This is a genomic window from Rhodococcus sp. 24CO (assembly GCF_050586165.1).
Lineage (GTDB): Bacteria > Actinomycetota > Actinomycetes > Mycobacteriales > Mycobacteriaceae > Rhodococcus_F.
The window spans coordinates 419,225-437,708 of the sequence record NZ_JAZFNF010000001.1; the positions used below are offsets into that span (position 1 = coordinate 419,225).

The window sequence follows — 18,484 nt, forward strand, 5'->3', positions numbered from 1 at the left end:
GGGTGAATGGCCGACTATTTGTCAGGGATAATGAGCGGATGAGCCTGAGCGTATGCACCGATGTGTCGGCATCCGATTGGTTAGTCGGGCAGGATATGCCGTGGTACCAACTGTCGGCCAAGGGGCCGGTCGGATTTCCGGCATATGCAAGGCTTCGATTCCTTCCCGACGTTCCTTCCGAGGTCCAGACGACAACGGATCTGGGTTTTGCGGAAAGTTGGTATGTGGAGAACCCCGGGCAGTTCGCAACCGTCCTGGAATTACTATCCGGTTACACCTCCACGCCGGATAACTGTTATTTCTGCTTGTGGGACGGCTGGGGATGTGAGGTCATCGGCGATGACATTCCGATGGTGAGGATCCCCAACCGTGACTACTGGCTGTTCCGCGGTGCATTGACGGATTGGGATGACTGGGGCCACGATGTCCAGTTTGACCCGAGGGGTGCGTCCGACGCTGACCCGGCGTTCATATGGCCGGCGGATCACGCTTGGTGTGTCGCAAACGATGTCGATCCCGACTTCGCAGTGATCGGCGGACCGGCCGAAGCGATCGAACTGCTCATCGCGGATCCGCGCATCGACGCGGTAACCGTTGCCCCGTACACCCCCGCGGATCCAAATCGGTACCACTGAATTTCATTGTGTGGCAAGAGAAATGGTCCGTCTGGTCGGTGTCCGAAACGCAGGCTGAATCGATTGACCATTGATCGCGGGGGAGTGGGATCTCGGAGTCTCTGGACTCGGTGTCCCATTGTCCTCGTGCAGGGGATCGAGGCATAAAGCGCCGCGACAATCTTGCGAGTGACACGGGGTTCGACCGCAGCGTCGTGCGAGCGGGGACGACTTGTTGACGTCGTTTCCGATGGATTCCGGGGATGGTTGCAGCGCTGTGGTTGGTTGCCGGACAGCGAGATCGAAAGGGCAGTGCTGGCGTGCCGGCCTCGGTTCATCGCCGGCACTGTCGTTTCGGTACCAGTGCTCCTTGTGCGAGGTAATCTCCCGTATATGGCTGTTGCACATCTGGGTTCGATAACACTCGACTGTGATAACCCCGAGACTCTCGCGGCCTTCTGGCGCGATTTACTCGACGGAGAAATCACTTACTCCAGTGAGAAGTTCGTTGTCGTGAAGATCGCGCAAGGATTGTTGACGATGATGCGAGTTTCGGATCACCTCGAGCCGTCCTGGCCCGGAAGTGCGGTGCCGAAACAACTTCACCTGGACCTCGTCGTCGCTGATCTGGATGCCGCGGAAGCTGAAGCTGTTCGACTTGGAGCGCGAATCGCTTCCGAACAATTTGCGCCCGAGCAATGCCGCGTACTCCTCGATCCCGCGGGTCATCCGTTTTGTCTGAGCCTTCCTCAGAATTTTTCGAGAGTCGGAGGATGAGATCGGTGGGGAAGAAGTACGACGAAAACGGCGCACAGCATGTTCTGGACATGGCCGATGCTGAGCCGCGCTGCTCCGATGAACTGGGCCGGAAACAATCACGGTTGTGCACGCAGTAAAGAATCAACGACCATCGCCGCGATGGTTCGTGGTTCTCATCGCGTTGATGCCCATCTTGCCAATCGTTGGGTTGCTTGCAATGCGGTACAACCAGCCGGAATTGCTGTCTTCGATGACCCGCCCCGATGAGCTTCTCGTCGGGGGATTGCTGACATTGCTGCTAGGTGTCAGTGGGCTGTCATGGATGATTTCAACGCTTCGCATCGTGGGTGAGGATCGACGTTGGTCATGGTGGATTACCGTCGCGCCCGCTGTAGTGACGGCTGGCGCACTTGTGTATCTAACGGTGCCGACGTAGCGACCCTGTCGAGCGCAGTCCCCGAACGCTAGGACTGCGTAAACACACAGAAGTTCAGAGCAATGGCCGACATTCGGTGGCGGTGGTATGTGTTTCTCTGATGTAGATCTCCCATATCCTGAGCCCAGGTGGGCGCATCCGGAACGCGTCCGATCCGAAGCCTGCACCGGTGCAGTCGAGATTTCCTTTCCCGAACGCAACTGTGCGATAGGCTGCGTTGTGGCAGTCGTCCACTAACACTGTGGAACGCGCTATAGCGCTGGCCCTTCTATTGGAGCCCTCGAGCGCACATTCCCTGACGACAATTCCCTGACGACAAGCGGATCGCATGCTCTTTCCCCGACTCGTCTCTCCGCTCCGGACATTTCGCGTCACCCTGAAACGGATCGCTGCCTTGCATACCCCAGTCCGACTGACACATGGCGACCTAGCTTGACTATCCACACAACAGAATCGAGTGAAACCTTATGCCCATCAACATAATTACTTCCGGAACGGAGCGGTCGATCATCGAGAATATGCTCGACCAGAGTCGTGAGGCACTGATCGAGACTGTTCGGGGCCTGTCTGAAGCTGACTCCCGCCGACGGCTCGTCTCATCCCTGACGACGCCGATCTCGTTGATCAAGCATGCCGCTGCCGCGGAACGGATCTGGTTCCAACGGTTTTGGGCAAAACTCGGCGAATCCGAATGCGATGGGTACTCGCGCCGGGACGAGGGTACTTTCGCTGTCGCAGACGACGAGTTGTTGACAGATGTCATCGCCGAGTTCGAGCGCGCAAGCCAACGGTCACGCGTGATTGTGTCGGGCTTCGACCTTGACGACACCATGGACAACCCGCGTGAGGGGAATGTCAGCATGCGATGGACGCTGCTCGCCATGACCCAAGAGTTCGCCAGACATGCAGGTCACGGCGATATCCTTCGTGAACAGATCGAAAAACCGATACTGCGACAGCCGAATTCGTGACAATTCGCGCAGACGGAAGTTCCGTACTTCGCCAGCCGCGCGAGTCGTCGGCAGCCTCACGCGCTGGGCGGGCATACGCGTTGAGCGGTCGGAGTTCGTCATCTGAGTATTCGTTCGAACACCGTAACGCTCAACCAGTCGGCGTCGAAATCGCGCCGGCCGATCTCGCGTCCTGCGCTGCGCTGTGGCAGGAGACTGATTGGCCGCAGGTTTCTCACAGCAAACGTCCAGGTTCTTCGCGGAGGGTGTGCAGGATTGCCGAATACCTTTTGTGTCATGACGATTCACAGTTCTCAGAGTTCTCCCGCGGCCAAACATGGTCGCCGCCGCATGGCCCTAGTGTCTGCGCTGTTGGCCGGCGGTCTGATCCTGGGCGGGTGTGCCGCCGAGACGACCGCCACCAGCTCGACTACCTCGGTGTCAGTCGCTGACGTCGAGACCGTAGATTCGGCGACCACCACGGGCGATTCGAGTGCCACGGCCGAGACCATCACCAGCACCGCCGAAGCGGCTGAGGCATTTCTGCAGACTCTGTCGAGTGAGCAGCGCGAGCAGGTGACGTACGCGTACGACGACGAGACCAAGACCACGTCGTGGTCGAACTTCCCGGTGACGTTCGTCGACCGTGCCGGGCTTAACATCTCCGAGTTGACCGGCGAGCAGCAAGCGGCGGCGTTGAAGGTGCTCGAAGCTCTCCTCAGCGATGAGGGATACGAGACCGTCACCGGCATTATGGGCGGCGACGAGTTCCTGCACGATAACAGCAGTGCGACCGAGGAATCATTGGGCCAGTACTACATCGCGTTCTTCGGCGACCCGTCGGATTCGGGCACATGGGAGCTTCAATTCGGTGGCCACCACCTCGGTATCAACGCCACCATGGACGGCGCCGCTGACTCCATTACCTTCGCCCCGACGCACCTCGGTCTTCAGCCCGCTGTCTACACGGACTCCGACGGTAACGAGGTACAACCCTTCGCAACCACCTATGAAACCGCATTCGCGTTCTACGACAGCTTGACGGAAGAGCAACAGGCTCAGCTCTATCAGAGCGAGAGCGTATCCACCATGGTGTGTGCGCCGGGGAGCACCTGTGATTACCCCACTGGAACGGGTATTGCCGGCTCTGACCTGACGGAGGAACAGAAACAACTTCTGCTCGACGTGATTGCGAACTGGGCGGGCCTGGCCGACGAAGAGACGACGTCGGAGCAACTCGCTGCCATCGAAGCCACCTTGGACGAGACATACGTGAACTGGTCCGGGGCAACCGAATACGACATGACGCAAGGGGGCGGAATCTACTTCCAGATCTCCGGCCCGAATGTGTACATCGAGTTCGCTAACCAGCAGGGATCGGCCGGCGCTGATGTCGCGGGATACACAACCTCGGGTTGGGGTCACATCCACACCATCTACCGAGACCCCACCAATGACTATGCCAACAGTGTTACGCAGCAGGAAGCTTCCGGCATGGTCGGCGGGGGAGCGCCGGCCGGATCGATGGGCACCCCGCGGAACGGAGGCTGACTCTGGGAATTGAGCGTTAGCAAGGGATCGCTCAACCCCTCGCTTCCGGGCCTATGTACTGTCGACCGTTATGTGAGTGTTAGCCTACGCTAACCTAAATCCTGACGTGATGGTGAGAACCCACTCGCCACGCAACGGCCTCAACGAAGTGGGCCACCAGGAAGACCGAGCGCCTAACGGAGACGACGCAATGAGCATTCAGACGGACTACGACCTCGATGAGTCGAGAGACGAGGACGCCGGTCGCTATCAACAAACCGCCGCGCCGCGCCGCGGCGTTCATTGGCCGACAGTCGCGGTTTCCACTTGTGCGGCAATGGTTGTTGGGATTGCGATCCCCGGACTCGTTCTGTTTGGCATGAACCTCGGCGACCAGGAACGTCAGGTGGTCGTGACCATGGCTTCTCCGGCGGGGGCCGGCACCGCAGGCTCGACCGCCGCTGCGGCCAACGACGGCGTCGCCGTGCTCGAACCTCAGGCTCCGGTTCCGGCGGCCACCCCCGCACCTGCAGCGTCGGCGGCGGTCAGCGCCCCGGTAGCGGGCGCAGCACCTGCCTCGACCAGCGCCCCAGCAGCGAGTGCCGCCCCTGCGGTTTCATCGGCATCCGAGGGGCCGTCGACGCCCGACATTGCCGAACTGAACAGTCAACTGCAGCGCGGACTCAACTCGGCGACAAGTGACGCGGATGTCGCCTCGGCGCTCGAAGGCGGCGCGGCCGGCGTACCCACCGTGCGAGCTGTGGGAAGTGCCTTGAACATCGCGGCCGGAATCTATCGCTGGGATCTCACGGACCCCGTCACAGTGACCGACGAGGTGGCGCGCGCCCAGCTCGTGACCTCGTTGCCCGGCTCCGCGCCGGGACAAGCGACACTCAAATGGTATTGGATAGACGGGCAGTGGAAATTGAGTAACGACAGTCTCTGTTTCCTGGCGCATCGCGCTATGGCTACGTGCACCGTTCCCGGCAATCCCGGCGGACCGAATGGACACCCGCTGTGAAGCGCGCACTCTCCGCAGCGTTCGTTGCCCTCGCACTTCTCCTGACCTCGTGCGGCGGGAACTCCCTCGACACTGCCGACGGGGAAACAGTCACCGTCACAGGAAAATTCGGTGAAGCGCAGGTTCCGCTCGGCGCCGAGCGAGTGCTCCCGTTGTCGCCGCAGGACGCAGACATGGTGATCTCGATGGGTGTCGCGCCCATCGCACTGCCCACTGATACGAACATCCTCGTCTCGACGAACGGCGTGGGGGCGTGGCCCTGGCAGGTCGACGCGTTGGCGGACATGGGATATCAAGTATTGCCGCCGAACCCCGGTGGTGGCGTCGACGCGCTGCTGTCCGCCGGTGACAAGGAGATTCCGACACTGCTGTTCGAGGGTGACCCGCAGTCGTACGTCGAACAAATCGTTGCGCTCGATCCTGACGTCATTGTCGCCACCGGTCAGTGGAGTCTGAATGAGCGTGCCTATGAGCAGCTTTCGAGTATCGCCCCGGTCGTGCATTTCGATGAACAGGCCAACGTGGAACCGTGGCAGGATTCGACGCGCAAGATCGGCAAGGCGCTCGGCAGAGAGGATGAAGCCGCGGACGCTGTCGGATCGGCCGAGGCTGATCTGGCCGCAGTCCGGGCTGCTCACCCCGAATTCGAGGGCGTGAATTTCAACGCAGTGATCGGAGACCTGAACGGGCAGTTGTACATCCTCGCCGGTGAGGATCGCGGTATCGGAATGCTTATGAAGGACTTGGGTTTCCAGCTGACCGACTGGGCGCAGACGGTGCCGACGGACGCTGACGGGCGAGGAGTGATCAGCTACGAGTACGTCGCCCAACTCGACACCGACATCGCCGTTGTCATTTCACCTGCGGGGGACATCGACTACATGCGCGACAACGAGCAGTGGCGCAATTTGTCTGCGGTCCAACGCGGATCGGTTGTGTCGATCGCCCGCAACTCCGGAGTGCCGAATGCCCTTGGCTTCCCGTCCCCGATCTCGCTGCCTTGGGGCGCGGACCGAATCACCAACGCGCTGAGCACCGCAGTCTCACGTGCTTCGTGATCTAAGTGGACGTGAATCTGCAGGTGTAGACAGCGCATCGTAGCCCCGAGCCCGGGGGAGTCTTCTTACTTTGCAGTCGCAGTGTCGGAAGGGCTGGCAGAGTATCTGCCAGCCCTTCCGTTTGTGTTGGAAGTACTCGAGATCAGGTGGGCGGATTCCCTTTACGGCATGCTTCATTCACCGAGAACTGAAATCAGTCACGGACGGAAACATGAAATTTACCGAATTTAGTGCCACGGTCCGATCGACCCAACGGACACCAGAAACTACTCGCCTCACCAACCTTCCGCTCACCTCGCAACATCTAGGAGAAGGGGGGCGACTTTGCGCTGCGCCGTCAGAACGACCCGAACCCCACGATGCCGGCGACATCATCAGGGTTGAATCGGTGAAGCATCACCGAGTTGTTCTCGTTGCCGCCCACAGTGGTGACCATGCCGGCGTCATTGCGGAGCACGATGTTGACGTGTTGCCCGAAGGGGCTGGAATCGTCGTACAGAATCGTGTCGCCGGTCTTCAGTCGATAGTCCTGATCGAGCGGCACAAAGGTTCCGACGGATTCGTAGTACTCCTGCAAGGTGTAGACACCGGGGATTCGCCACGAACCGGAATTGGGGTTCGAATACGGCATGCCGATCTTGTTCATATTCCAGCTGACAAAGTCAGCGCACCAGGATTCTTCGACACCTTCGGCATACGTCGTGCCTGGCGCACCGGATTCCCATTCCTTCTCGAGCGTGGCCACCAGCTCGGACTGTGACTCACTGAGGGTGCTGTGATCGAGGGTGGGGAAGGCGTCGAGTGTTTCGCCGGCCAGCGCGTCGTTGCTACGGCTGACCCACCAGAATCCGCCGGCGATGACAATTGCCAGCACAGCGCAAAATCCGACCAGAACCACAAATCTGGATCTGGTCGGACTCGTCTCGGCGGGCATCACGTCACAATAGCGAACAATCGGTTTCTACTCGATCGGCGCTGCTGAGCGGTCGATTGTGGTGGCTAGCGGCTTCTCCTTCACGAAAAGAAGGAGAATGACCGCGGCAACCACCAGCGGAACCAAGTACATGAAGATCGGCGCCAGCGCGTCGTTGTAGGCGCCCACGATGATTTCGCGGATTTGATCCGGCAATTTCCAGAGGATTCCCGGAGTCAGTGAGTTCTCCTCTCCGCCGACACCACCGCCGCCGGCTGGCAAGCGCTCTGCAAGCAGATTGGACAACCGCGATGCGAAGAGGCTGCCGACGATCGCGCTGCCCAATGACGCGCCGATCTGGCGGAAGAAGTTGTTCGACGCGGTTGCGGTACCGACTTCGGCTGCAGGGAAGGTGTTTTGAACGATCAGGATCAGAATCTGCATAACCAGACCGAGGCCGACGCCCATGATGGCGATATAGATCCCGAACACGACTAGAGATGTCGACGGAGTCAGTCTGGAAAGCAGAACCAGAGAGACGGCAACGATGGACGTGCCGACAATCGGAAAGGCTTTGTAGCGCCCGGTCTTGCTGACGATCTGTCCCGAACCGATGGAGGACACCAGGAGTCCTGCCATCATCGGAATCATCATCAGACCGGCTTCGGTGGCGTTCTTGCCGGTCACCATCTGAATGTAGGTGGGGAGGTAGGCGAGAGCGCCGAACATCGCGATTCCGATGATCAGTCCGGCGGTTGTGGTCAGGACGAAGTTGCGCTCCGAGAACAGGTGCATGGGAATGACAGGTTCGGTTGCTCGTCGCTCGACCATCACAAAGCCGATTGCGCTGACGATACTGCCGATAATCAGACCGATGATGACGGCGGAATCCCAGTCGTAGGTGTTGCCGCCCCACGTCGTGAACAGGATCAAACAGGTTGCAGAAGTGGCAACCAGGATCATGCCGAGGTAGTCGATGGACGGTTTGCCGAGCTTGGGTTTGGGTAGATGCAGGAACGCCGACGCACTGGCTATCGCGAGCAGACCCAACGGCACGTTGATCCAGAACGCCCACCGCCAACCGATGCCTTCGGTGAACCAACCGCCCAGGAGCGGACCTGCAACCGATGCGAGCGCAAAGACTCCACCCATCGCGCCCATGTAGCGGCCGCGCTGACGGGCTGGCACAACGTCGGCGATGATGGCCTGCGACAGCAGAATCAGGCCGCCACCGCCGAGTCCCTGAACTGCGCGGCCGGCGATGAGCGTGGTCATGTCGTGGGACAAACCGCCGATCACAGAACCGACGATGAAGATGCTGATCGCCCCGATGAACAGGCCTTTTCGGCCGATCAGATCGCCCATTTTTCCGTAGACCGGCATCATGATCGTCGACGCCAGGATGTAGGCGGTTGTCACCCACACCATGTGATTGACGCCGTTCAGTTCGCCGACGATGGTGGGCAACGCCGTGCTGAAGATCATCTGGTCGAGGGACGCCAGCAGCATCGTGATCATCAGGCCGACGAACACCAGGATGATGGATCGTTTGTCCGACGCGGTGTCTGGTTCGTCTGCGCTTGTTGATGCAACTTCTCGAGTGGACATGTGGCTCCTTGGTGACGAGAGCGGTAGACGAACTACTGGGTGGCCCCGAGGATGTGGGTCATTAACGTCAATGCGGGATCAACGAGTTCGGCTCGCGGACGATCTCTTTCGCTGTTCTGCCAGGCTCGGAACACATAGCGCATGGCGGCTCCGGCGATGATCACGGTGGCGGTGGCCTCGTCGGCCGCGGCCATATCGGCGGGTAGTCGACCGTGGGTTGGTCGTTCGAGTAGTTCCTCCGTGAGCATCCGGGTGAGCGTGTCCTCGAGTTCGTGGAACGTGGCCAGATGCTGTTGGAGCAAGGTCGGGTGTCGCTCGAACAATTGGCGTCGGTGGACGAGAAGATCAGGTCGTTGGTCCATGATCTTCATGGCTTCGGCGAAGACAGCCAGTGCTCCGTGCAGTGGGTCGTTCGGATGGGCGTCGAGTAATTCCGAGATCACCTCTGTGGGCGGGACGACTATCGCGATTCCGCCGACCGCTGCGTCCTTGGTGGGGAAGTAGTTGAAGAACGTGCGCGTGGACAGATCGCAGGCTTCGCAGATCCGTTCCACGGTCACCTCGTCGTAACCCAGTTCCAGGACGAGTTCGACGGCGGTGCGTTCGATCAGTTCGCGTGTGGCAATGCGCTTACGTTCTCGAAGACCTGGTGTTTCGCTACCCATGCCTCCAATAATTGCACAGAGTGCAAACTTTCATTAAGTGCAAAATATTGACCAATAACTGGTTATGAAGTGCAAAAGTTGGGTAGCCGGGGCGGCGGATAGGCTGATCGCGTGGAAGACACCTTGCCGCCGTGCCCCGAATGCTCCAGTGAGTTCACCTACGAGATGGGTGCGCTCATGGTGTGCCCCGAATGCGCACACGAGTGGGCGCCGGAAGAATCGGCCGCCGAAGAAGACGGCGTCATCAAGGACGCCGTCGGAAACGTACTCACCGACGGCGATACCGTGACTGTCATCAAGACGCTCAAGGTCAAGGGCAGTCCCACCGGTATCAAATCCGGTACGAAAGTGCGAAACATCCGTCTTGTCAAGGGGATCGGTGATCACGACATCGATTGCAAGGTCGACGGTATCGGCCCGATGCAGCTGAAGTCGAGCGTCGTCAAGAAGGTCTGACGAACCCCGTCAGATATGGGAGGCTCCGTCGGCGATTCGGGATCGCTCGGCCATGCCGTCACTTTTCGCGATGACGTACACCAGGCCCGACACAAAGGGCACGAGGAGCAGGAAGCACACCCAGAGAGCGCGCATCCAACCCGATGTCTGACGGTCCCGGAAGAGGTCGGCGCTGATCTCGAACAGCAGTACCAGGTAAGACAGCAGCGCGAGCGAGATCACGCTGAGCCAGAAGACCGTCCAGAACGAATCCATGTGCCGCACTCCCGGGATTAGTGGTTGGTGTTCCCGCTTCGGCTGCGGAATTCGTTGACGGCAGCGTCAATGGTCGGGAAGAAATGAGTCGCATCGAATCGGTCGCCGACGCCGAATCTGATGAGTTTGTCTTTGATCGGCCCCTTCATCTCGGCAAACGCCAGCCGGATACCTTTGCCTTCGAGGTACGTGTCGAGGTCGACCAATTCGTCGACTGCAGTGGTGTCGAGGCCGGTAATCGGCTCTGCTGCAATGACTACCCATTCGACGGGCGTCGGCGCGTCGGCGACTACGGAGCGTACGTACTCGTCGAAGATCTCCCCGTTCGCGAAGAAGAGTGGAGCGTCGAATCGCACCAGGACCAGCCCGGGAATGCGCTGTCCGTCGGGATGTCGTTCGACGTCGTGAAATCCTTGGAGGTGCGCGATCTCCACGAGTTCGGTGCGATGTGGCTGCCAGACTTGCGCTACCACCGCGACAAACGACAAGCCGATCGCCACAAGAATGCCCTGGAGTACCCCCACGAGTGCAACGCCGAGAAATGCTGCGACAGCGAGGCCGAACTCCACGGTGCTCATGCGCCACATCCGGACCATTCCGCCCACGTCGATCAGAGCGCAGGCCGCGACGATGACCACGGCTGCGAGGGTCGCGTCGGGTAGGTACGCGGTGAGGCCTGGGGCGACGAGGACAAAGACCAGCACGGCGAGTGCGCCGACAACTCCCGCCAATTGTGTATGGGCACCGCTTTGTTCGGCTACCGGTGTTCGGGAGCCACTCGCCGAGATCGGGAATCCGCCGAACAGTCCGCCCGCCACATTGGCGACGCCGATTGCCTTCATTTCGGTGCTGCCGTTCACGTCCTCACCGTGCCGGGCAGCAAAGGTGCGGGAGAGAACGCCGGTGTCGGCAAATGCAATCAGAGCGATACCGGCCGCAGGTCCGATCAGGTGCCCGACGTCCTGCCAGCTGACGCCGCCGACAGAGGGCAGGGGGAGACCTTCAGGGAGGGCGCCGACCATCCCGATGTCATCGGTGAGGCCGGCAGCGGCGGACAAGATGATTGCGCCGACGACGGCCACCAGGACTCCGGGGACGACGGGGACCCAGAGTCGGAACGCGATGATGACAGCAAGCGAGCCGATTCCGACAGCGGCAGCGACGGGATCGATGTCCCCGCCCACCACGGACTTTCCGATCTCACCTACTTCACCGAGCAAGCCGGACGCGTCGACGGAGAACCCCAGCAGTTTGGGAATCTGACCGACGACAACGACAAGGGCGATGGCATTGAGGTAGCCGAGTCGGATGGGTTTCGAGAGCAGTTCGGTGACAAAACCGAGGCGCAGGAATCCTCCGATCAGGAGAATGAGCCCGACCAGGATGGCCAAGACACCGGCCAGCGCGAGCGCGTTGTCTTCGTCGCCGACGATGGCCAGTGGCAGAATCGCGGCAGCGATAAGTGGTGCGAGCGACGAGTCTGGTCCCAGCACTAGGATTTTCGACGGTCCCACCAGGGCGTATGCGAGGAGCGGCACGATGGTGGCGTACAGACCGGCGTATGCCGGAAGTCCCGCGGCTTCGGCGTACCCCATGCCGGCCGGTATCAGCAGGGCGGTGAGGACAAGGCCGGCTGTGATGTCGGTGCGCAGCCATTCACGGTGGTATCCCCGGGCGGTCGCGATCCCCGGCAGTCGACCTAGACCCTCTGTCCACGACATTTCTCGATTCCTTCCCGTCGCAGCCACAAAGCTCAGATATCCGTCAAATCAGTCACCCTGTCGGTACGACGAGTGTGCATCATCGCGCGTGAGCACGCTGTGGGGCGACCGCAGATGTGGCGGGAATAGGGGACGGCTGCACGAGGCGTCGGCGTCGGATCGCCTTGTCCAACTCCACGACGATCGGAATGATCAGCGACCATCCGAGGCAGACGAGCCACTGGCTACCCGTCAGCGAGGTGGTCATGAGGAGATCCTGGAGTACCCCTGCCTCGACGGCGAACACGGTAACCACGGTGGGTATCGCCAAGATCTTGAGGGCTCCGAGCACCGGCGGAATGAGGCCGGATTCCGGATCACGACGCATAGTCAGGCCGGCGAAGATGGAGCCCAACGACAGCACCACAAACGCCATGGTCATGGGAATATTTGCCTCGGTGGTACTCATCTCGCCTGGGGCGAGCAGCATCGCGGCAAGTGTGACGGCAAACTGCAGGATGCCGTAAGCCAGCCACTGTATGACTGCCCTTCGATTGGCTATCGGCGTCTTGGGATCTCGGGGTGGTTTCTTCATCAGGTCCGGGGGCGGCGGGTCGAGCATGATGACCGCAACAGGGAACAGGGTGATGAAGAAGTGCTGGAACAGCACCATCAGCGGGGTGAGCGCGACACCTTCGTTGATATTGAAAATGCTCGCTGCCAGGAAGAGCAGAACCAGCGAGAACAATTTCGACATCTGGTAGCGAATGTAGGACACGATCTTGCCGTAGATATTGCGTCCCAAGCTGATTGCGGTGATGAGGGTCCCGAAGTTGTCGTCGGTGAGCACCATCTTGCCCGCCTGTTTTGTCACTTCGCTGCCTGATCCCATCGCCACACCGATGTCCGCTTTCTTCAGTGCGGCGGCGTCGTTAACGGCATCACCGGTCATCGCGACAACCGCACCATCTTTCTGCATGATGTCGACCAGACGCAGTTTGTCCTGCGGGGTGACGCGGCCGAATACATGCAGGTTCGGCATCGCGTTCGACAGGTCCTCGTCGGTCATGGCTTGAAGTTCGCCGCCTCCGATGGCGCCCGGTCCGAGTCCGAGTTCGGCTCCGATCGCTGACGCGGTGATCGCATGATCGCCGGTGATCATGCGGACATGGATGCCTGCCGTGTGGGCGGTGCGCACCGATTCGATCGCCTCCGGGCGAAGGGGATCGATGATGCCGGCCATGCCGACGAACGTGAGGTCCTCGACAAACGACATGGGGTCGGCCCCCACAGCTGACTCCTGTCCGTCGAGTCGTCGAACGGCAAACGCCAGTACCCGAAGGCCCTTCTCGGACATAGCCCGGTTTGCCGCTGTCAGTTCCTCACGGACCTCGTCGATCGGTACAGGCCGACGGCCAGGCAGGAACGCCGTGGAGCACCGAGCCAGGACCACGTCCGGACCACCCTTGACCAGTTCCACAAATTGGTTACCGCCGTCGACCTGGAGATGGTGGAACGTCGCCATGAACTTGTATGCGGAGTCGAAGGGCACCGTCGCGACCCGCGGATACGCCTTTCTGGTGAGTGGGGCGTCGACGCCGATCTTTGCCGCGAGTACAACGAGTGCTGCCTCGGTCGGGTCGCCCACAACCTCGCCGGCATCGGAGACGGTGGCGTCGCTGTCGAGGCACAGGCCGTACGCAAGCAGCGTGAAGTCCGGTGGCGCCTCGCCTGCGACCTGCGTGATTCTCCCGGTCTTGGCGTAACCCTCGCCCTCGACGGTGTACCACCGGCCGTGGACGTACAACGACCGTACGGTCATCTGGTTCATCGTCAGCGTGCCGGTCTTATCCGAGTTGATGGCGCTCGTCGCACCAAGGGTCTCGACGTCGGTGAGGTTTTTGACGACTGCCTTCGCGTCGGCCAATTGACGTGCACCATAGGCCAGCATCGCCTGGACGAAGGTGGGTAGGCCGGTCGGGATTGCGGAGACTCCCATCGCAATACCCAGCAGGAGAAGAGTTGTCAGGTCCTGGCCACGGATCACGCCGATAACCACGATGATCGTCACTGCGCCCCACGCGATGATGCCGAGCAGTTTGGTGAGCGAGTCGAGTTCGCGTTGCAACGGAGACTTGCCAGGTGCGACCGCCGACAGCATCGACGCGATCTGCCCGATCTGGGTATGCATACCGGTTTCGGTGACGACCATGGTGGCAGTACCGCGGGTGACCGAGGTGTTCTGGAACACCAGGTTACTTCGATCTCCCAGGGGAATGTCTGTGGTGCCCAGCGTCGTCGGGTCCTTCGGGATCGGTGCGCTTTCACCGGTCAACGCCGCTTCCTGAGTTTCCAAAGTGGTAGAGGTGAGGAGGCGTCCGTCGGCGGCGACGATATCGCCCGCTTCGAGTTCGACGATATCGCCAGGCACCAGCTCGGTGGCGTCGAGTTGGATCAGTGTCCCATCGCGGATTACCCGTGCTTGGGGCGTCTGCATTTTTGCAAGAGCATCGACGCTGGCTCGGGCTTTCACCTCCTGCCGGGTGCCGAGCACGATATTGAGCACGACAAGTACCGCAACCACGATGGCAGTGGGAATTTCACCGATGACAACGCTGACCACAGCCACCGCGACCAGCATCAGATTCATCGGATCCCTCAACTGCGCCAGCGCAATCGACCACATCGAGGGCGGTGGCGTCGACGCAATTTCGTTGGGCCCGTACTGACGACGACGGTCCACCGCGTCGTCGGCACGCAGCCCCGACTCCTGATCGGAAGTCAACGCTGCGACGACGGACTCCGCGCTCTGGGCATGCCAGGGCGTGTTGTCGGCTGAGTCTGAATGCGCTCGACTTTGCGGCGCAGCTTCCGTGGGGCTCATGTGCCGCACGTCCTTTCCCTGGGCAGGATTTTCAGTAGGGGGTAGGAATCCAGTGCAGCGGTTGCTGGGGTGTCTTGTATCCGTCGGGGCGTTGTCGGTGTGGCAGTTTGATGTCGGGATGTTCCAAGGGTTCGTACGGAATCTGACTCAGGATGTGGCTGATGATGTTGAGCCGGCCGCGCTTCTTGTCGTCGTTGACCGCGACATACCAAGGCGCCCATCCTGTGTCGGTATAGCGGAACATCTCGTCGCGGGCCCGCGAATAGTCGTACCAATGGCTGTACGACTTCAGATCGAGGCCCGACAACTTCCAGATTTTTCGTGGGTCGTCGATTCGGCTCTGCAGGCGCAGCATTTGCTGTTCCTCACTCACCTCGAGCCAGTACTTCAACAGAATGACCCCGGATTCCACAATTGCGCGTTCGACTGTCGGGATGAGCTGAAGGAATTCGTGTGCTTGCTCGTTCGTGCAGTAGCCCATGACCCGTTCGACTCCGGCACGGTTGTACCAACTGCGATCGAAGATGACTATCTCGCCGGCTGCCGGTAGATGCGGCACATACCGTTGGATGTACATCTGGGATTTTTCCCGTTCAGTCGGGGCCGGGAGTGCAACAACGCGGAAGACGCGAGGGCTCACTCGCTCGGTGATCGCTTTGATCACCCCACCTTTTCCTGCAGTGTCACGGCCCTCGAACACAATGCAGACCTTGGCGCCGGAGGATTTGACCCACTCCTGCAATGCAACGAGTTCTGCGTGAACAGGCTTGAGATCACGGCGGTATTCCTTGTACTTCATGGGCTTTTCTGTCACGGCCGAGGAGGGTTCCACGCCGGTAACTCGGGGAGCTTCGAGCTCAGAGTTCTTGTGTTTCTTGTGCTTCGACTTCTTTCCCACGCTCGCTCCTCGACACCCATATTCCGGACAGTGCTTCCACGCAGGACGTTCTTGATCAAACACACCCTTTGCTTGTGTATGCCCCGTGATCGGCAAAGTTATTCCTGGCTTGATCGAATCCCGAATCGTGATGCTTTCGAATCTATTTCGAGTCTTGACGGCAGCTGGCTACCGGACAGACGATTAGCCGATGACCGGCGACGAAGAGTTGCTCCAGGTCGAACAGGTGATTGCGCGGTTGATCACCCGTTATCCGACCGTCGCACCTGTAGATATCGAACGAAGCGTGCGGATGATTCACGCGCGATTCAAAAGGGGGCGGATACGGGCTTTCGTCCCGCTCCTCGTGGAAAAGGCCGCCCGGCGTGACATCACCGACGCCATAACAGGTGCTGGTGCGTAGTCCATGTGTTATGAATTACAGACGGTAAGAATGGGTTTCGGGTCATAGCGAGCCGCTGTTGGCGACCGGAGCAGTGCACACAAGCAGATTCACAAGTGGGACGTCGCAGGTAGTGAAATAGTGACCTGGCTTCCTATCCGGAAACATCGACAGTACGGAGTTGCCGCAATGGAAGGCTTCTGGGAGTTTTTCTGGTTCATGTTTGTCTGTCTCGCATTTGTCGCCTACTTGAGCGTGTTGTTCTCGATCATCACAGACCTGTTTCGAGACCACGAGTTGTCAGGCTGGTACAAAGCGATCTGGATCATTTTCCTGTTTGTCGTGCCCTTCCTGTCGGCGATGATCTATGTGATCGTCCGGAATGACGGTATGACGCAGCGCTCGATTGCCGCGGCGCAAAAGCAGATGCAGGCACAGGGCGCGTACGTTCGTGAGGTCGCTGGACAATCTTCGGCTGATCAGATCACAGCCGCCAAGGGCCTTCTCGACGCCGGCGCGATCAACGAGGATGAGTTCCGAGCGCTCAAGGCAAAAACCATCATGCAGTGAGCAATGTGCCTTCCGGTTCCCGAACATGACGAAGCCGCCGAAACCCGTAGGTGTCGGCGGCTTCTCATCTTTCGGCTGCGCCGAAAGGTAGGCTGCTGTCAGGCGGCGGTGTTCGCGGGCTGATCTGTGCTGACTCGCCCTCGGATGAGGAAGACGGCGACTACGCCGAAGATGATCAGAAGGACTGTGAGGAGCGAGGCAACACTCGAGGCGCCGCTGGCTCCGGTCACTGAGGTGTCGAGTCCGCCCGTTGAGAGGATCGTTGTCGGGTCGGTGAGACCATGCAGCACAATTGCGGCCCAGATCGTGCCCGTCACGCGCATGGCCAGGTACATGCACATGCCGAAACCGAACGTGTAGACGACGGTGGCCAGGACGGTCGATGCTTTCATCCCGGAGATGAAGTTGACGGTGTGCATCAGGGCAAACAGCAGCGACGACACGACCGCGACGATGAGTTCACCGTGGCCGGCGTCACGCAGCATCTTCACCGCAATACCGCGGGTGAGGAGTTCCTCGGCAATGCCGACGCACACACCGAGAGCAACTAGCGAGATGATCTCGCCGGCGGACCACGCGCTCCAGTCGGTTCCGGTCAGGTGTGCGGCAATTGCGGCGGTTACGAGAATCGGACCGATCCACATCCAGCCGCGACCGCGGATAGGTTGCGGACCGAAGATGCTGCGTAGCCAGCCCAGCTTCGTGATGAATATCAGCAGCGCGATCGCGCCGATTGCGATGGGTAATGCAAGTCCGAAGATAATGCTGGAGGCGCTTGCCACCACGTTGTCGGTGTTGATCTGATCGGAGAAAACGCGCGAGATCACCTGCCCGACGGCGACGTAGAATGCCAGATAGACAACGACTACCAAGAGCAGCTTCCAAAGTGTGGGGCGGCTAAAGAAACCCGACTTTTCGGGAGTTGTATTGGTCACTGACAGATCGTACGGGAACCCCGGTAATTCGCGAGTCACGCGAAATTCACTGTGCGACGTACGGCCAGTGATTGCACACCAGCATCTGGTTGGCGCCTTTTTGGAAGTTGTAGTCGACCTCGATCGTGCGGCCGGCTATGTTGCGCTCTCGCAGGTCTGACAGAAGCTCGGCAAGTTGTGGGTACGGTTCCACCGAACTCACAGCCACCAACGGAAAGATACGCAGCTCGCCTGAGGTAACGCGCATCAATTCGGTAATTGCGTCGACGTGGAAGGTGTGGTCCAAGGTGTCGGCGTAGCTGAAGAGCAGGTGGGAACTGAGTACCAGATCGAAGCTGGCGTCAGGGAAGGGCAGTGTCGGCAGCCTACCCGCGATGTAGCGGTCGGGGTGTTGGCGAATATGAGCTGCGAACTGTTGCGAGGCGCGCGCCCTGTCGCGTTGGTGTTGATCGGGATCAGCGAAGAAAGTCCATTCGTACACTTCTGCGTGCGCGCGGACATATTGGTTCCCGCGGTCGGTCTCCGATAGGGCAATGGCAGCCAGATTATCGGGGCTGTTTCCGAGATAGGCTGCGTCGCATGCAGTTACATTTCCGCCGAGGTTGCTTACTTCGCTGGTGAAACTCGAGCCGCCGCTGGGGCAGTCGAGGATTCGCACGGACAGGTCATCGTCGGTGAGGGCGAACATCGCCCGGTATTCGGCAAGCGAACGAGAACTGATCAGCACATTGCCGATTCCGTTGACGCGATGGTCGTTTTCGAAGGTCATGCTCGGTCCTCACAGTAGGGGCATCTCACTGCGTCAACCGGGATACATGTAGGCGAGAATCGTCGGCCGCGCGAGAGGGCG

General features: G+C 60.0%; 19 protein-coding genes. 10 read left to right on the plus strand and 9 right to left on the minus strand.

Features of this window, described 5'->3' with window-relative positions:
• The first annotated feature begins 38 nt into the window (after window positions 1-38).
• The 7 genes from V2B23_RS02025 (at window position 39) to V2B23_RS02055 (ending at window position 6,368) form a co-directional block, all read left to right on the plus strand.
• Entirely contained in the window at window positions 39-635 is a 597-nt protein-coding gene (locus tag V2B23_RS02025; RefSeq protein WP_430948787.1) for a hypothetical protein, read from the plus strand.
• A gap of 372 nt (window positions 636-1,007) precedes the next feature.
• Complete coding sequence (locus V2B23_RS02030; RefSeq protein WP_430948788.1) at window positions 1,008-1,391, plus strand: VOC family protein; 384 nt, start codon at window positions 1,008-1,010, stop codon at window positions 1,389-1,391.
• Window positions 1,388-1,510 carry a hypothetical protein gene (locus tag V2B23_RS02035; RefSeq protein ID WP_430948789.1) on the plus strand — a complete coding sequence of 41 codons (123 nt, stop codon included), beginning with the start codon at window positions 1,388-1,390 and terminating at the stop codon, window positions 1,508-1,510. The genes V2B23_RS02030 and V2B23_RS02035 overlap by 4 nt, the downstream gene beginning before the upstream one ends.
• A 766-nt stretch (window positions 1,511-2,276) precedes the next feature.
• Window positions 2,277-2,780: a DinB family protein gene (locus tag V2B23_RS02040; RefSeq protein WP_430948790.1), complete on the plus strand. Its 504-nt coding sequence runs from the start codon at window positions 2,277-2,279 to the stop codon at window positions 2,778-2,780.
• 276 nt (window positions 2,781-3,056) lie between these two features.
• Window positions 3,057-4,310, plus strand: coding sequence for a DUF3500 domain-containing protein (locus tag V2B23_RS02045; protein WP_430948791.1), 1,254 nt, complete (start codon window positions 3,057-3,059; stop codon window positions 4,308-4,310).
• Window positions 4,311-4,500: 190 nt separating this feature from the next.
• Window positions 4,501-5,310, plus strand: a complete 810-nt coding sequence (locus V2B23_RS02050) for a hypothetical protein (RefSeq protein WP_430948792.1) — start codon at window positions 4,501-4,503, stop codon at window positions 5,308-5,310.
• Window positions 5,307-6,368 carry an ABC transporter substrate-binding protein gene (locus V2B23_RS02055; protein ID WP_430948793.1) on the plus strand — a complete coding sequence of 354 codons (1,062 nt, stop codon included), beginning with the start codon at window positions 5,307-5,309 and terminating at the stop codon, window positions 6,366-6,368. The genes V2B23_RS02050 and V2B23_RS02055 overlap by 4 nt, the downstream gene beginning before the upstream one ends.
• 337 nt (window positions 6,369-6,705) lie before the next feature.
• Here V2B23_RS02055 and V2B23_RS02060 read toward each other — a convergent pair whose 3' ends face one another.
• From V2B23_RS02060 to V2B23_RS02070, 3 genes are read right to left on the minus strand one after another with little or no spacing between them, the layout of a single operon-like run.
• Window positions 6,706-7,302: a CHAP domain-containing protein gene (locus V2B23_RS02060; RefSeq protein WP_430948794.1), complete on the minus strand. Its 597-nt coding sequence runs from the start codon at window positions 7,300-7,302 to the stop codon at window positions 6,706-6,708.
• 27 nt (window positions 7,303-7,329) lie between these two features.
• A complete protein-coding gene (locus tag V2B23_RS02065) occupies window positions 7,330-8,961 on the minus strand; it encodes an MDR family MFS transporter (RefSeq protein WP_430949161.1) in 1,632 nt (543 codons plus the stop codon).
• Window positions 8,922-9,554 (minus strand): TetR/AcrR family transcriptional regulator, encoded by a 633-nt coding sequence (locus V2B23_RS02070; protein ID WP_430948795.1) that lies wholly within the window; start codon window positions 9,552-9,554, stop codon window positions 8,922-8,924. The genes V2B23_RS02065 and V2B23_RS02070 overlap by 40 nt, the downstream gene beginning before the upstream one ends.
• A gap of 111 nt (window positions 9,555-9,665) precedes the next feature.
• Between V2B23_RS02070 and V2B23_RS02075 the strand changes: the two genes are divergently transcribed.
• Complete coding sequence (locus V2B23_RS02075; protein ID WP_430948796.1) at window positions 9,666-10,010, plus strand: zinc ribbon domain-containing protein YjdM; 345 nt, start codon at window positions 9,666-9,668, stop codon at window positions 10,008-10,010.
• Window positions 10,011-10,019: 9 nt separating this feature from the next.
• Here V2B23_RS02075 and V2B23_RS02080 read toward each other — a convergent pair whose 3' ends face one another.
• The 4 genes from V2B23_RS02080 to ppk2 form a co-directional block, all read right to left on the minus strand.
• Window positions 10,020-10,265 carry a hypothetical protein gene (locus V2B23_RS02080; RefSeq protein ID WP_430948797.1) on the minus strand — a complete coding sequence of 82 codons (246 nt, stop codon included), beginning with the start codon at window positions 10,263-10,265 and terminating at the stop codon, window positions 10,020-10,022.
• Window positions 10,266-10,282: 17 nt separating this feature from the next.
• Window positions 10,283-11,986 (minus strand): SulP family inorganic anion transporter, encoded by a 1,704-nt coding sequence (locus V2B23_RS02085; protein ID WP_430948798.1) that lies wholly within the window; start codon window positions 11,984-11,986, stop codon window positions 10,283-10,285.
• A 79-nt stretch (window positions 11,987-12,065) separates the two neighbouring features.
• On the minus strand, window positions 12,066-14,849 hold the full coding sequence (locus V2B23_RS02090; protein ID WP_430948799.1) for a cation-translocating P-type ATPase: 2,784 nt from the start codon (window positions 14,847-14,849) through the stop codon (window positions 12,066-12,068).
• 31 nt (window positions 14,850-14,880) lie between these two features.
• Window positions 14,881-15,747 (minus strand): polyphosphate kinase 2, encoded by an 867-nt coding sequence (gene ppk2 / locus V2B23_RS02095; RefSeq protein WP_116104390.1) that lies wholly within the window; start codon window positions 15,745-15,747, stop codon window positions 14,881-14,883.
• A 190-nt stretch (window positions 15,748-15,937) separates the two neighbouring features.
• Here ppk2 and V2B23_RS02100 point away from each other — a divergent pair, with 190 nt between their 5' ends.
• The gene (locus V2B23_RS02100) at window positions 15,938-16,150 is read left to right on the plus strand and encodes a three-helix bundle dimerization domain-containing protein (RefSeq protein WP_430948800.1); all 213 of its coding nucleotides are present in this window, start codon (window positions 15,938-15,940) and stop codon (window positions 16,148-16,150) included.
• Window positions 16,151-16,318: 168 nt separating this feature from the next.
• Complete coding sequence (locus V2B23_RS02105) at window positions 16,319-16,699, plus strand: SHOCT domain-containing protein (RefSeq protein ID WP_430949162.1); 381 nt, start codon at window positions 16,319-16,321, stop codon at window positions 16,697-16,699.
• Window positions 16,700-16,797: 98 nt separating this feature from the next.
• On the opposite strand, the gene V2B23_RS02110 is transcribed toward V2B23_RS02105, so the two are convergent.
• Together V2B23_RS02110 and V2B23_RS02115 are read right to left on the minus strand one after the other, a co-directional pair.
• Window positions 16,798-17,634, minus strand: coding sequence for a lysostaphin resistance A-like protein (locus tag V2B23_RS02110; protein WP_430948801.1), 837 nt, complete (start codon window positions 17,632-17,634; stop codon window positions 16,798-16,800).
• 46 nt (window positions 17,635-17,680) lie between these two features.
• Entirely contained in the window at window positions 17,681-18,403 is a 723-nt protein-coding gene (locus tag V2B23_RS02115; protein WP_430948802.1) for a methyltransferase domain-containing protein, read from the minus strand.
• Between the last annotated feature and the right edge of the window lie 81 nt (window positions 18,404-18,484).

What these genes read in the sequence shown, in the direction of transcription:
- V2B23_RS02050 (WP_430948792.1), top strand. Translation starts at nt 4,501, where the DNA reads ATGAGCATTCAGACGGACTACGACCTCGATGAGTCGAGAGACGAGGAC.
- V2B23_RS02025 (WP_430948787.1), top strand. Translation starts at nt 39, where the DNA reads ATGAGCCTGAGCGTATGCACCGATGTGTCGGCATCCGATTGGTTAGTC.
- V2B23_RS02045 (WP_430948791.1), top strand. Translation starts at nt 3,057, where the DNA reads ATGACGATTCACAGTTCTCAGAGTTCTCCCGCGGCCAAACATGGTCGC.
- V2B23_RS02070 (WP_430948795.1), bottom strand. Translation starts at nt 9,554, where the DNA reads ATGGGTAGCGAAACACCAGGTCTTCGAGAACGTAAGCGCATTGCCACA.
- V2B23_RS02030 (WP_430948788.1), top strand. Translation starts at nt 1,008, where the DNA reads ATGGCTGTTGCACATCTGGGTTCGATAACACTCGACTGTGATAACCCC.
- V2B23_RS02100 (WP_430948800.1), top strand. Translation starts at nt 15,938, where the DNA reads ATGACCGGCGACGAAGAGTTGCTCCAGGTCGAACAGGTGATTGCGCGG.
- V2B23_RS02105 (WP_430949162.1), top strand. Translation starts at nt 16,319, where the DNA reads ATGGAAGGCTTCTGGGAGTTTTTCTGGTTCATGTTTGTCTGTCTCGCA.
- V2B23_RS02085 (WP_430948798.1), bottom strand. Translation starts at nt 11,986, where the DNA reads ATGTCGTGGACAGAGGGTCTAGGTCGACTGCCGGGGATCGCGACCGCC.
- V2B23_RS02035 (WP_430948789.1), top strand. Translation starts at nt 1,388, where the DNA reads ATGAGATCGGTGGGGAAGAAGTACGACGAAAACGGCGCACAGCATGTT.
- V2B23_RS02115 (WP_430948802.1), bottom strand. Translation starts at nt 18,403, where the DNA reads ATGACCTTCGAAAACGACCATCGCGTCAACGGAATCGGCAATGTGCTG.
- V2B23_RS02080 (WP_430948797.1), bottom strand. Translation starts at nt 10,265, where the DNA reads ATGGATTCGTTCTGGACGGTCTTCTGGCTCAGCGTGATCTCGCTCGCG.
- V2B23_RS02090 (WP_430948799.1), bottom strand. Translation starts at nt 14,849, where the DNA reads ATGAGCCCCACGGAAGCTGCGCCGCAAAGTCGAGCGCATTCAGACTCA.
- V2B23_RS02060 (WP_430948794.1), bottom strand. Translation starts at nt 7,302, where the DNA reads ATGCCCGCCGAGACGAGTCCGACCAGATCCAGATTTGTGGTTCTGGTC.
- V2B23_RS02040 (WP_430948790.1), top strand. Translation starts at nt 2,277, where the DNA reads ATGCCCATCAACATAATTACTTCCGGAACGGAGCGGTCGATCATCGAG.